The sequence below is a fragment of the Candidatus Omnitrophota bacterium genome (assembly GCA_040755155.1).
Lineage (GTDB): Bacteria > Hinthialibacterota > Hinthialibacteria > Hinthialibacterales > Hinthialibacteraceae > JBFMBP01.
In genome coordinates, this window is record JBFMBP010000159.1 from 1 (window position 1) to 13,847 (window position 13,847).

9 protein-coding genes are annotated in these 13,847 nt (G+C 50.0%); 6 read left to right on the forward strand and 3 right to left on the reverse strand.

Annotation, left to right across the window (positions count from 1 at the left end):
• From surE to AB1656_25350, 3 genes are all read right to left on the reverse strand, one after another.
• Positions 1-764, reverse strand: a 764-nt coding sequence (gene surE, locus AB1656_25340) for a 5'/3'-nucleotidase SurE (protein MEW6238724.1), incomplete at its 3' end; no start/stop codon positions are given.
• Between the two features lie 566 nt (positions 765-1,330).
• Positions 1,331-2,302, reverse strand: coding sequence for a CHAD domain-containing protein (locus tag AB1656_25345; protein MEW6238725.1), 972 nt, complete (start codon positions 2,300-2,302; stop codon positions 1,331-1,333).
• Positions 2,292-2,699 carry a hypothetical protein gene (locus tag AB1656_25350; GenBank protein MEW6238726.1) on the reverse strand — a complete coding sequence of 136 codons (408 nt, stop codon included), beginning with the start codon at positions 2,697-2,699 and terminating at the stop codon, positions 2,292-2,294. Before AB1656_25350 ends, AB1656_25345 begins: the two co-directional genes overlap by 11 nt.
• Before the next feature lie 292 nt (positions 2,700-2,991).
• Here AB1656_25350 and rpmA point away from each other — a divergent pair, with 292 nt between their 5' ends.
• The 6 genes from rpmA (at position 2,992) to AB1656_25380 (ending at position 13,779) form a co-directional block, all read left to right on the forward strand.
• Entirely contained in the window at positions 2,992-3,249 is a 258-nt protein-coding gene (gene rpmA / locus AB1656_25355) for a 50S ribosomal protein L27 (GenBank protein ID MEW6238727.1), read from the forward strand.
• A 446-nt stretch (positions 3,250-3,695) separates the two neighbouring features.
• On the forward strand, positions 3,696-4,652 hold the full coding sequence (locus AB1656_25360; protein ID MEW6238728.1) for a 2-dehydropantoate 2-reductase: 957 nt from the start codon (positions 3,696-3,698) through the stop codon (positions 4,650-4,652).
• A 933-nt stretch (positions 4,653-5,585) separates the two neighbouring features.
• Positions 5,586-6,794 (forward strand): bis-aminopropyl spermidine synthase family protein, encoded by a 1,209-nt coding sequence (locus AB1656_25365; protein ID MEW6238729.1) that lies wholly within the window; start codon positions 5,586-5,588, stop codon positions 6,792-6,794.
• 48 nt (positions 6,795-6,842) lie between these two features.
• The gene (locus AB1656_25370) at positions 6,843-9,356 is read left to right on the forward strand and encodes a hypothetical protein (GenBank protein MEW6238730.1); all 2,514 of its coding nucleotides are present in this window, start codon (positions 6,843-6,845) and stop codon (positions 9,354-9,356) included.
• Positions 9,357-10,031: 675 nt separating this feature from the next.
• Positions 10,032-11,912, forward strand: a complete 1,881-nt coding sequence (locus AB1656_25375) for a tetratricopeptide repeat protein (protein MEW6238731.1) — start codon at positions 10,032-10,034, stop codon at positions 11,910-11,912.
• Between the two features lie 13 nt (positions 11,913-11,925).
• Complete coding sequence (locus tag AB1656_25380) at positions 11,926-13,779, forward strand: ABC transporter permease subunit (protein MEW6238732.1); 1,854 nt, start codon at positions 11,926-11,928, stop codon at positions 13,777-13,779.
• The last annotated feature ends 68 nt before the right edge of the window (positions 13,780-13,847 follow it).

Consider the following 13,847-nt stretch of genomic DNA (forward strand, 5'->3'; position numbering starts at 1 on the left):
GAGAGATTCCATAGGTCCAATTCCGGGATGGCGTGGAATTGGGTGAAATCGTGCCCCAGCGGAGTTACGGAAATCTTGTTCGTCTCCAAAGCGTGAAAGTCGGTTCCTTCCGCCTGCACCCAGGTAGGTTCTTCACCGCCGATCCAATAGTAATCCCGTCCTTGGGGATCGAGCCGCTTGATGATGCGGTCGCGGTAAATCCGCTGGCCCAGCCGGGTGATGGAAACGCCCTTCAATTCCTGCCACGGAAGCGCTGGAACATTGACGTTGAAGAAAGAGCCGTCGGGCATGTGGCGGGCGAGGATGGCGTTGGCGAGAATGGCGGCGAAGCGCGCCCCCGTCTCGTAACGATACTCGCCCGGCTGCGCGGGAATGTTCATGGAAATGGCGAAGGAAGGCGCGCCGCAAAGATGCCCTTCATGGGCGGCGGCGACGGTTCCGGAATAAACCGTATCGATGCCCAGATTGGGGCCTCGGTTGATGCCGGACGCCACCAACTGCGGCGGTTTTTCCAAAAATCCGCGCAGCCCGAACATCACGCAATCCGCCGGAGTTCCATCCAGCACGTAAACGCGCTCCTCGAGACGATGCGCGCGGATGGGATGGTTCATGGTGAAGGAATGGGATACGGCGCTGCGCTCGCGGTCGGGAGCGATCACCCATACTTCCCCTACCGTTTTGAGGGATTCAGCCAAGGCGGAAAGGCCGGGGGAATGGATTCCGTCGTCGTTGGTTACCAGGATTATGGGGCGTTTTTTCGTCATAGATACAAACTGAATTGCGGGATGGACGGCGCCAGCGCCGAAACGAACCGTATTGAAGGCGGTTTATACTTGCGGATTCCGGTTTTGTCAATAATCCGAATCCATTCGCTATGTCAACCAGAAAAGAGCGACCAGCGGTTAGTGAAAGTAATTCAACGACTTACGAAATAACCTCCATGCGCCTTTCAGGTGAATAGATAAATGGAATACAAATGAGGCTCTTGCAAAATTAATAAAATCCGCTTTTAAATTCTCCCCCCAAGCTTGGGGGGAGTTAGAGAGGGGTTGATTATGTTAGACTTAAAGCAACCCCCTCCTAACCCAATGTCATTAAGTTAAGACATAACGTGACGAAATTCCATTCCCTCGCCCTCTGGGAGAGGGTTAGGGTGAGGGATTTTAAATTCAACAAATTCATGCTATTAGATTTGTTGATATTTTCGATTAAGGAATTAGTCTATCCTTAACTTAACGACATTGCCTCCTAACCTCCCCCAAGCTTGGGGGAGGAATTATGGAGTTTTGCAAGAGGCTCAAATAAAAACAAGGTTTATCGATTCAATAACCTACGGTTGTTTTGGGGATAATTTTTCGGATTTCATCGCATGGCGGATGATGTATCGAAGGCGGTCTTCGTTCTCCTCCAAAGCGAATTTTTTCCAAAATGCGAAAAAAGCGCGGCGCGCTTTGGTTTCTTTCTTTTTGACGAGTTGCAAGAGCGATTTCAACGAATCTTCCTTTTTTCGGTTCTTCGCGCCGGCCGTCAGTTCGGAAATATTATTTTCGATCGATTGGATGTCCCTGTTTTTATCTTGAATATCGCCTAATAAATCCTGCAACTGTTTCAAATCTTTTACGATGGCCGCCATGCGTTCGTCGAAGCAATCTTGGAACGATTCGCAGAGGTAGCGGAAACGCTTATTGCAGATGCGCAACTCGTGCAACGTGGAGGAGGGAGCGCCATCCACGCGATTCCGATAGGATAAAACGACGCCATAGGCGGACAATATCATTTCAGGAAGAGACGAATGCACGTTCCGGCGATCGGAAACCGTAGGCGATCCCTTCGCCAATTGTTCGCGGAAACGATCTTTCCATTGTTGAAAAGCGGAACCGTCCAACTCGGTTTGGATTTTCTTTAAACCTTTTTCCCGCATAGCCAGGCGGGTTTCGATCAGAATCTCGGCGGCGGGAACAATGTCTTTGGGCATGGCGGATTCGCAATTCCGCAAAAAGTCTACGAATACGTCGATATCCCGCACTTCGCCTAGAAGATCGGCGATTTGTTTCAAACCGCTGGTCATCGATTGGACGTACTCGTTACCGTAAACCGGCTTGAAAGTGCGCAGGCAGACGCGCATCCGGCGTATAAAAACCCGCATCCGGTGAAGATCTTCGATATTTTCTCCCTTTTTCGTTCCTTCCTCGCGTTCCTCCATGCCCTTAAACAGACCGGCGACGACTTTTCTCCCCGCCAATTCGATAGGATCGCCGGGCCGGATAGGCGCAAGCAAAAAATCGAAGGTTTTATCGCTCATGAGAACGCTGCTTCCTCTTGGATTTCTCCAACCAGGCGGCGAACAATTGCAACTTCATCAGTAACATGAGATAACGCCGATAGGTCCGCAGGTAAATAAGGGGATCGTCGAGAGTCGTTTCGGTGAGTTTTTTTTGCTGCCGGGCGAGTTTGTCCAACAAAGAAGCGAGATTCTTTTGCCATTTCGCATTCCCGGCGGAAACGCCTTTCGCCACTTGATCGATCGCTTTTTCCGCCTGTTCTTTCCATATCGTGGTTTGCAAACTCAAATTGACAGCGGCGCGCAGGCGTTCAAATTCCACTGCTTCCAACATGGCCAAATGCGAACGCAGACGAGCGGCCAATTGCTTCGACGTCTCCGTTTTTTTCTTTTGGGGCATTTTTTGTTTTCTTTTCACAATTTCCATCCAACGCCAACGAAATGAGGACAGGAGTTAGACGATTTCAAGGGCAGATAAACCTTGCCAATGCCTACTCCTTTATAATCCCTTACTTTTATTAGGATTTTGTTAGCCTCTTTTAATATTATAAGCTTCTCCTATAATAAATGAAATAAAAACAGGATATAGAATCAAGGGCGTCGATGCTTTCGAGAGGGAAAAAGCGAATCCATCCTATTGACGCCCTTGAATTTCATCCCGCCGAGTCTAAAATTTTTATTCTTAAATAATCAAGATGGAGTATTCGATCATGGCTCACGTTAAAAGCGGCGGCGGCAAGCAGAAAAACGGACGCGACAGCAATTCCAAACGTCTCGGCGTCAAACGGTACGGCGGTCAACAAGTGAATGCGGGGACGATCATCGTCCGCCAGCGGGGCACGAAATTTCATCCGGGCGACAATGTCGGCCTCGGCAGCGACTACACCCTTTTCGCCCTGGTTACGGGACAGGTCAAGTTCGAAGACAAGAAGAACCGGAAGTACGTATCCGTAGTTCCAGCCGCTTGATATTCGTACTTATTGCATAAGAAGCCGTTGGAAGCCCCTCTTGGGGCTTCTTTTATGTATACGAGTTCGAGAGCGAATGGGCGGCGAGGGAAAATTTTATTCGCCCTTGATTTATCTCAAGTAGACGAGTGGAATGTTGTTTTTAATTCATTTTCATAGCCAATACTGTCTCGCCATCGAAAAAATCGTTCAAGAAAGGCGTTGATGTTTCTATGATTATGTCTCTTTCGAATCATGAAAACGAAAAAAACTCGAATTCGCGAAATTTCTCATCCCAGCCTTGAAAGGCTGGGCTATTGCCAAATGCCCCTTTAAAGGGGCAAACGTTAATAGCCCGCCGTTTCAACGGCGGGGCGGCAGGATTATTCTTCCTGCAATATCCGAGAGCCTTTCCTAGGTAGGACCACTCGTCACTCGTCACATATCGCTATTACTAGGATTGATCCATGTCGCGGCATCTCATTTTCGGCGCAGGAGCGATCGGGACGTTGCTCGGCGGCCTTTTGGCGGGCGCGGGCAATGAAACAGTCTTCATTGGCCGGAAATGGAACGTGGAGGGGATTCGATCCAAAGGGATCCGCATTTCCGGACTTTGGGGCGAGCATGTTATTTCTCCGCAACCCGCCTATGAAACCATCGGCGAAATCCCGCCGAAAGACCGCCAATTCGATTTGGTTTTCCTCTGCGTCAAAGCTTTTTCAACGGAAGAAGCGATCGACGCCTGCGCTCCCATATTTCATGATTCGACGTTAGCCGTCTCTTGCCAAAACGGCTACGGCAACTGCCAGACCATCGCGCAAAAGATCGGCTGGGACCGCACGCTCGGCGCCCGGGTAATTACCGGCGTCGAACTCTACGAACCCGGCGCCGTGCGCGTTACCGTCCATGCCGACGCCGTGCGTCTGGGCCATTACCGCCGCGAATTCCCCTTCGACCGCCTGCAAACCATCGCCAGCCGTATGCGCGAGGCGGGAATTCCCATCGAAGCCACGGATCAATTGGAGCAATATATTTGGGCGAAAATTCTCTATAACGCCGCGCTCAATCCAATGGGCGCTCTATTAGGCGTTGCTTATGGCGCGTTGGGAGAAAGCGAAGAGACCCGCGCCATCATGAACCGAATCATCGAAGAAGCCTTCGCCGCGACTACCGCCCACGGCATCCGGCAATTCTGGCCAACGCCCGAAGAGTACCAGCAGGTTTTCTACGAAAAAATGCTGCCGCCCACCGCCGCCCATTTCCCCTCCATGCTGCGGGATTTGGAAAAAGGCCGCCGCACCGAAATCGACGCCCTCAACGGCGCCATCTGCGCGCTGGGCGCAGAAAAAGGAATCCCTACTCCCGTCAACGACGCCATTGCGGGACTTTTGCGCTTCCGGGAAAAACTAGGCGGGAAGCGATAAGAGGCAGCGTGGTTGTTGGAAGCCGTAGGAATCGACGTTTCGAGCTATGAGCATATACTCGATAAGGATGGGATCAATCATGTTATCAAAAGGCATGGTGAAGGAAACAAAAAATGGAAAGACAACATTCCTATTAAAATAGAGGATTTTTAATTTGATGCCGGAAGTCATTCAAAACGCCGATAAAATTTCGAAGGAAAAATATCCTAATAACTCATGTTATGCGGGATTAAAAAGTTTATGAAGTCGAATAGAATCGCCGTTTCGAATCACGAAAACACGAAACGAAAAAGAAAAACACGAAAAAAAATAATTGGCGCATGGGATCACGTCGTGAATTGCTTTTTTCCGTGAAATCCTAAAAAATCCGCGATATCCGCGATTCAAAAATTTCGTGGAATTCGAGCCTTTTCGCGGTTTCGTGATTCAATAACGCAAACAAAAGACGCCCTTCCTGTTCTTTTAAACGGTTCTTCTACTTGGTGTAGAAATACCAACGTTGCAAGATAAAGACCATTGGCTGCGTAACATGAGAGGCTCTTGCAAAATTAATAAAATCCGCTTTTAAATTCTCCCCCCAAGCTTGGGGGGAGTTAGAGGGGGGTTGATTATGTTAGACTTAAAGCAACCCCCTCCTAACCTCCCCCAAGCATGGGGGAGGAATTATGGAGTTTTGCAAGAGGCTCATGAGTTATTAAATACGAAAAAAAAGTGAATGGAACGTTTATTATTTGGAAGAGGTAAGAACGGGAAAGAAACAGTTGGCGATGGCTACATTTTATAAAAAAAGGGCGAACGCTATAGTGAAGGATGTCCCTAAGGAACCCCCTACTCAAACGTCCGAAACGCTCCATAGCCAATCGCCCTATGATATAAATATACCCGAAGCGGCGGCGAAAGTCAATAAAAAAAATATGGAGGAGAGAGGGTAATATGAACAACAGCCATCCATCCTCATCTCTGTCTTCCATGGAATTTCTGGCGGAATTGGCGCAATCCGTGCAGTTGCGCGAGGGGGCGGAAGGCGTTTCTAAAGCCCTGTGGAGTCTTTTTCGCGGACGCGTCGATTCCACACGCGCCTGGTCGCGGGAGCTGCATATCCCCATTCCCGTCCTGGCGGCGTTGCGCCGGGAATTGGAGAAAAGAGATATTCTTCAGATCGGAAAGGGATTCGTTTTTACGGCGAACGGCCGCCAGCGTCTGGAGGGAATGTTCAGCGGCCAAACTTGTCCCGATTCGCTCTGTTCCGTCTGCCAGGGCCGGGGGGCTATTTTTCCGCCCGAATTGACGCCGGTGTTGGAGGAATTTCGCGTTCTATGCGAAAAGCGCCCCGAAGCGGACGTCTCCCTCGATCAAAGCCACGCCACGCCGGAAACCTGCGTGCGCAAGGCTTTTTTGCTTTTGGAAAAAGGGGTGCTGGCTTCCTCCATCTTCTTTCTCGGCGACGACGATATGATCTCCATCGCCTGCTGGCTCATGCGCAAGCATTTCCTGCCCCGCGCCGCCGAAGCGGGAAAAATCGCGGTTTTGGAACTGGATCGGCGCTACTTGGACGCTATCAAGGAAATCAGCCACGGGGATGTCGAAACTTGCGAATACGACGCGCGGGAGGAGCTTCCCGCGCAATACGGGCAATCTTTCGCCGTGGCTTTGACGGATCCGGCCTATACGGAAAACGCCCTGACGGTTTTTTCCTACCGCTGCTTATGCGCTTTGCAAGCAGGGGGAACTTTATTGCTTTCCTTACCCCTGCCCGACTCGTCAAACCTGCAATCCATCCAACTCCAACTTCTGCAAATGGGCTTCGCGATTCGGGAGATTCTACCGCGTTTCAACGAGTATATCGGCGCATCGATCCATGCCCACGTCTCCAGTTTATTTTGTTGCGAGCGAGTTGGCGCTTCATCACCTGAAAAAATTTTTACTTTGCGTTATACTCCTTTTTATACGGGAGACGATGGTCTTCCTGGGGGCGTGTACGAATGCGCGCTCTGCTCTGCCGTACAATCCGTGGGTCCAGGCTGCGAGTTCTTGACAATACAAGACTTAAAGAAAGCCGGATGCCATGAATGCGGCCATTATTCTTTTCGGCGCGCCGGTTCCAGAAGCCGGGAAAACGCTGGAGAGGAGATGGAAACTTGACGATTCATCAAAAAAAATTTTTTCGAGGATAAAAAAAGGGGAGCGATCATGAGTAAAAAAGTCAATGGCATCATTCTTATCGTGATAGCCGTCGTTATCGTTGGCGTTTTGCATCAATTCGTCTTCGCCAAAATAAAAACCGATTGGCAACAGTGCGATAACGATTTAAACCAATTGCGCAGCAAATACCTCAGCATCGTGCAACAGGTATCCAAAGAAAAAGGCGGCAATACGGGAGGGCAAAACGAATCTCTGGCCAAGCCGATCGACGATGTCATCGTGAATATCGAGGGGCAGATTCAGGAAGACAAAAAAAGTTTCGATATTCTCAACAACCAATTGAAATTGATCGAGCATTACGATCCTTCCCTCAACTACCGCGACATCGTTCTCAACGAAATCGACAAAATCCAAAAACTCGAATCCGGCAGCAAAGTTACCAAGTTGAACGTTAGCAGCTCTTGGGGCGTCAATCATGGCATTTTGGACGGCCGTTTTGGAACGGGTTTCTATGCCGCGCGCGGACGCTCGATCGCCTTATACAACGAATTGGACACCCGCAAGGTTCTTAACCCTCGCCAAGGAACCATCGAGTTTTTCGTGAAGCCCGACTGGGAGCCGGATGATACGGAAGTGCACCATAAGTGCTTGTTCCTCGGACTTACCGTTCAAAAACTAAGCCGCGACCGCTTGACCGAAATGGCCAAGGAACTGGCCGCCGATCAAGAGGACAGTCTATCCCAACAGAATCTGAGTAACATTATTCCTATGGGTCCCGGTCCGTTTCCGGTCGAATGCGTCATCGCCATATACAAGGGTGAAGGCGGTACGCTTACTTTCGAATTGCGCAATTTCATTCAACCTCCCAGCAGCGTAACGGCTTATATTTCCGATTGGAAGAAAGGCCAGTGGTATCATGTAAGCGCCGTTTGGGAAGCCAAGCGCCAGGCTCTATATATTAACGGCCAAAACAAGGGCATTCCCTTCGGCGGCGGCGTTTCATTGCGCGACGCCCGCGACGTGGAAGAGGAAGGCCTATTCTTCGGCGGCCCTATGGGCATGGGCGGCATGATGGGCATGGGCGGGCCGATGGGAATGATGGGCATGGGCGGCATGATGGGAATGGGAGGCATGGGGATGATGGGCATGGGCGGCATGATGGGCGGTTACGGGATGGGAGGCATGATGGGCGGCATGATGGGGGGCGGAGGCCGCTTCGGCTCATCGACCGGCCAGACGCTGACCACCAATATCTCTCTTCCTTCCATCGTCACCGGGTGCTATCTCGGCGCGGACGAGGAAGGCTCCTTTGCGGCGGATTGCTATTTCGACGATCTCCATATTCAGGACGGCGTATTCATCCCCAGTTCTTCCCAGAACGATGAACTGAAAGAGTCCAACGCCACTCTATACCTCGATCATTTCAACGACGATCTGCCTTCGCCGGGAGATCTTCCCGCCTTGCTGGTCAAGTTGGACGAAATGCAAAAAGCCAAACACCTTCCCGGCCTCAAGGATTTCATTCAGGAACGCTACGAGCAAACGTACGACCTCCTGAAGCACGCCATTGGACTCGACGAATCCTACCTCAAACAAAGCGACACGACGATGAAGACGATTCGCGAGCTCAACGTGCTGGAATATATCCGCAAAAACACGACAGGCTACAGCTTGCCCACTCTTCAAGGGCTGTTGGAAATCGATCCCAAAATGCATGTGCCGGAGCAGCTCCACCGCATCGTGGAATTTCAGAAACTCTGTTACGACCTAGCCAACCAGGCTAAGGAAGATCGCCTGATCGCCATCAACAACGTCATTTACAAGGGTCAGGGCTACAACGTCGACGACGACGAGCTTCGCACGTACTTTCGCGGCGAACGCGATACTCTCTACGGCGAGCTCTTCGGGGAAAACAACCTTTACGTTCAATACGGCTTGATGGGCGGCGGCATGGGCATGATGGGCGGCGGCTACGGCATGGGGATGATGGGCATGGGCGGACCCATGGGCATGATGGGCGGTCCTATGGGCATGATGGGCGGCATGGGCGGCATGATGATGGGCGGCATGGGCGGCATGGGCGCGGGGGGCGCGGCCGGCGGCTATAGCGTTCAAATGCTGAATATGATGCAGCTCTACGATCCTAAGGACGATCACGAATTGACGCTTGAGGAAAAGAAAGCCTTTTTCGCCGACTACGATAACAAAAAAGAAACCTATAAACTATATATGAAATATCAAAAGGACGATTTGATTCCGCCCGAAGTCATCGAAAATTTCAATAGTTCAATGGAAACCAACAAAAAGGATTATTACATCAAGCGTTCGCTGACGCTCGATCTGGACGGCGATTATAAGGCGGCGATGAACTATTTCTACAACCTGGAGTTCGGTCCGCGCATCAATACGATTAACAACATCACGATGAAAACCAAGGAAAACGAAACCATCAACGCCGTGATCGACGTGGAAAGCCATTTTCTGCGCCGCGTCGAAGAAGGACAAGAACAAAGCGAAGAAGGCGCGGCTCCGCCTACGGCGAAATCCATCGGGATGAAGTAATTTTCTGTTGCGCAAGCTTATTTCCTCTCCTTCTGAACGGGTCATTTCAGAGAGGCGGATAATTGTCTAAATTGGGATGACAAGGATTTCGCGATAGATGTTTAGGATTGAATCGCGAAGACGCAAAGGGTAAGGAAGGATGTAAAATAAGCCGGAAAAATTAAAGGTTCCTCCGGAAAGTGAATACGTGATAAAGTAATGGAAATAACGCATTGCTATTCCCTCTCTCTTTGGGAAAAGGTTAGAGTGAGGGGGCTATTTTTCGTTTTTTTCTTTCCCGTTTTTGCAATTGAATCCCCTTGGCGCCCTTGCGCCATCCAGGTCATCTTTTTCTCCTGGTAATCTTGATTCAGGCAACCAACCAGAGTATCTAAAGTCATTCATCATTCAAAACCTATGGTATTAGCGGCTTTCGTTCGTCAAGAGGGATAGCCGCCGTTATTTTTTTCAACGCGTATCGTTAATCATGCAATACCGTTACGGGAGACTTTTTATTTTGCAATAATGGGGAAACTAGCATCATAAAGTTGTCTGAATCTGGATTTCCAGGATAAAAGGATGTCCAGGATGCTTTTATCCTGAGAATCCTGAAAATCCTAGCCATCTTGATTCTGACAAAAACCGCAGGGTTAGATCAAACGAAGCGCAGTTAGTAATCGAAGGATCGAAGCGCTAGTGGCTTCCATAAACCGATATTTCTTCCTTTTGACTCTGTTTCTCATCCCATCGGCGGGCTGGGGTAAAGATATATCCGCCGACTCTCCCCAAACTTTGGAAGAATACATCGCCCTGCCGGAAGAGCAAATCGATCCCGCCCGCGCCGCTCTTCTCCTCGTAAAAGAGGCCAGTCCCGAAATCGACATCGAATCCTACCTCCAGCGCGTCGACGCCATGGCTGAGGAACTGCGCCCGCGACTAGAGGGAGACCTGTCCCTCACCGCCAAACTGGAAGCGATCGGACGGTATATTTTTAAAGAAAAAGGCTTTCATATTGGCGGGGGAAACGAAGGAAACATCCATTTCGAAAGTATGTTGGATAAAAAAGAAGGCAATTGTTATCGGTTTTCGTTTCTCTACCTGGCGCTGGGCTGGCGGTTAAAAATTCCTTTTCAGAAGATTTTCGTCTATTATCCCGATCACGCCTTGATCCGTTATGATGATGGAAAAGAAGTCCGTTATATCGAAACGACGTCAAACGGCGTTGTTTTAACCGATCTTAATCATCTAGGCGGCAGTCCATATATAGCGCTGAAACCTCGCCAGACGACGAGCACCCTCTGGATGCAAGAAGGAACTTCCGCCTATGTGCAGCGCAACGATAAAGAAAAAGCCCTTGAAGCCTTCAGTAAGACGCTTAAGTTTTTCCCCGATTTCCCTCCAACGTTGATATATATGGGTATAGTTCTTGACAAAATGGGAAAAAGCGAGGAAGGGATCGCGTCTATACGCAAAGCCATCAAATTATGCCCTCATTACGCCATAGCTTATTATAATCTTGGTTGTATTTATATAGCATGTGAAAAATGGGATGACGCCTTAGAGGCTTTTCTAACGGCGTTAAATGAAAAACCCGACTTTAAGGCGGTATTGAAAATATTTCCCACCACTCCGAATTACGCAATGGTCTTGAACAACCTCGGAATCGTATACGAAAAAAAGAACGACTTCGAAAAAGCCTTTTATTATTTCCAAAAAGCGTATGAACTCGATCCTCAACTATTGGAGGCTTCAAGCAATCTGATCAAGATATATATAAAATTCGGCGTTGACAATCTGCAAAAGAAAAATGGTCAAGACGCCCTCGCGGACTTTCAAAAGGCGTTGGGCTTGAGTCCTAATCTATCGTGGATTCATAGTTTTATCGGTCACGCCTATATCGCGTTGAACGAAACGGAAAATGCAATTTTTCATTTCCGGCAAGCTCTTGAATCCGATCCCAAAACAGCGGGACCGCCTTTTCATCAAGCCATTACTTATCAATCGTTAGGCGATATCTACCTGCGTCTCGAAAAGTGGGATGACGCTCAAGAGGCTTATTTGAAGGCGATCGAAAAAAATCCCAATCTCGCCCTAGCTTATTGCCATCTGGGCATGATCTACGATAAAAAGAAGGATAGGGATAAAGCGTTATGGTATTTTCAAAAAGCATTGGAACTCGATCCGAAAATGCCGGATTTATCGCGCAACTTGGCTATTTTTTATTTGAATTGGGGTCTCGAATTTTGTAAAGAGGAAAAATGGGACGAGGCGGAGGAAAAGTTTTTGAAGGTTATCGAAATCGATTCCTATAATGCAAATGCCTATAACAGCCTGGGCGGCGTTTATATAAAAAAATCCGAGTATGAAAAAGCGTTGAGCCATCTCCATAAAGCCATCGATCTTAATACAAGACACAGAGAAGCGTACAACAATCTAGCGGTTCTTCTCTTGCAAATGGACAAATACGAAGAAGCCTGGCAGATCGCAGAAGATTGCGCCGAGTGGGGAAAGCCGCTGCCGGAAGAGATTAAGCAAGAAATACGGCGCGTATTGGGGGCGAAAGCGGATGGATTATAAGGGGGAAATGGATGTGAATTCGCAAAATCTGGATGAAGAGTTGATGTTTGCGCAAGATTACGTTATGGACGAAGCGGCGCAACAGCGGAGGTATTGGCTCTCCATTCTTTTTTCCGGGCCGCGCGTCGTCAACAATCCCATCATCATGCGGGAGTTGCTGTCGCGGCTGCGCGGCGTGGGATCGTTCGTTTTTCTGGGCGTTTTTATTGCAACATGTTCCTTCGCCTTCTGCGCCATCTGGCAAGAGTTGCAAAACACCCCCGACGGTTGGCTGCTGGAGTCGCGCCGTTATTTCCTCCTATTCAACGTCTGCATCGGCGGAGCGATTTGCTTGACGGTTCCCCTATTGGGCGCTACCTGCTTCAACATCGAACACGAGCGGCGGACGTGGGAAATGCTGCTAGCGGCGCCGCTCAATCTCTCAGCGATCCTTTTAGGTAAATTGATCTCTTCCATCGCCTTCGCCGTTTTGGCGTTGACTTCGATTATTCCCTTATACGGAATGTTCGCCACCGTCGCCAAAACATCCTACGCCGAATTAATTTTTTCCGTATTGTTTCTCTTCGAAGCGATCGGAGTTATGGGATTGATTGGTTTGTATTGCTCCATCGAATTCAAGAAGAGTTGGTTGGCGATTATCGCCGCCTATCTTTTCGCCCTGGCCTATTTCCAATTTTTCATATTGCCGCTTGGAACTTCCGGAGGCGGTTTTGCTGCTCCCCTACAAATCGTTCAATCCTTCGCCCCCATAGCAGCGGCGCCCTCCGCCCCTGCCGTCGCTGCGCCCGTAGCGGCTGGACTTGGATTTTTGACCATCAATCCCCAAATCAATCCGGCGGTGGTCTCCATCTCCGCCGTGCAGACCAATTCAATCTTCGCGGCGCTTATCGTGGCGCTTATCGGCTTCGGGCCGTATACCGCCGCTTCGAATGCGGTATATGTACAGATCATTTCATTCTATGCGGCTCTATTCGGCTATTTCATTTCAAGGTTTTTTTTCTTTGCAATTCTCTTAAGTCTTTGTTTATGGACAATGGCGCGCAAGTTGAATTACGACTTTTTCGAAGCCATCGGCCAGGTCATCCACGAAGAAGCGTTGCGCATCAAGCCCATCTACCGTCTGCGCCTGCGGCGAGAAGCGTGGCTGCCCGACGGACGCAATCCGGTGCGGCTGAAAGAAGTGCGGGAATTTTTCGGGCGCAAGAGTCTGCTACTATTAACCTGGATGGGATTCTTGGCAATTTTGAGCCCAATACTGCTGGTTCGTTACAGCAGCTTCGACGTATCCATTCTAGGAGTAAAGCGCCTCATCCTATGGCGGCCGCTGCTAGAGGGATGGACGGCGGCGCTGATTCCCTTTCTGGTTTTGCCCTACGCCGCCAACGCCGTCCGCCGCGAGGTGAATCATGGGACATGGGAGCAACTCTTGTCGACGGCGCTCGGCCCCTGGCGCATCGTGTTGGGCAAGATCGGCGCGGGGATGCAATGGTTCAGCCTGCAATTCTGGGCTTTCTTCGCCATCTTTATCCTCGTGGGCTTTTCTTCTAGGCAGGCACTGTCCCCAGAAGCGGCTATCAATCGCCAAATGATCTGGAACTCATTGATCTTCGCTTATGCCAGCGGATTGTTTCTGCTCAGCGCGGGACTCGCGGCGTCGGCGACGCTGCGCAATACGGCGGCAGCCTACGGTCTCTGCGCCCTCATCGGTGCGGTTCATCTGCTCGGCGGCGGATATTTCAGTCTTCCGGATGCAGGATCGTTCGCAGTGGCGAGATATGTCGGCCTTACGGCGCTGGCCTCGGCGCTATTATGGTTCTATTGCGTGAAAAGATTGGAAAAGACCGTCGAGCGAAGCAGCGCCGTCTGAATCCACGGCGGGTGGGCGGGTGGCAAGGGCAAGGTTTTTTCCGCCCTTGAGCGATTGGGGACGAAGTG

What these genes read in the sequence shown, in the direction of transcription:
- AB1656_25370 (MEW6238730.1), top strand. Translation starts at nt 6,843, where the DNA reads ATGAGTAAAAAAGTCAATGGCATCATTCTTATCGTGATAGCCGTCGTT.
- AB1656_25360 (MEW6238728.1), top strand. Translation starts at nt 3,696, where the DNA reads ATGTCGCGGCATCTCATTTTCGGCGCAGGAGCGATCGGGACGTTGCTC.
- AB1656_25345 (MEW6238725.1), bottom strand. Translation starts at nt 2,302, where the DNA reads ATGAGCGATAAAACCTTCGATTTTTTGCTTGCGCCTATCCGGCCCGGC.
- AB1656_25365 (MEW6238729.1), top strand. Translation starts at nt 5,586, where the DNA reads ATGAACAACAGCCATCCATCCTCATCTCTGTCTTCCATGGAATTTCTG.
- rpmA (MEW6238727.1), top strand. Translation starts at nt 2,992, where the DNA reads ATGGCTCACGTTAAAAGCGGCGGCGGCAAGCAGAAAAACGGACGCGAC.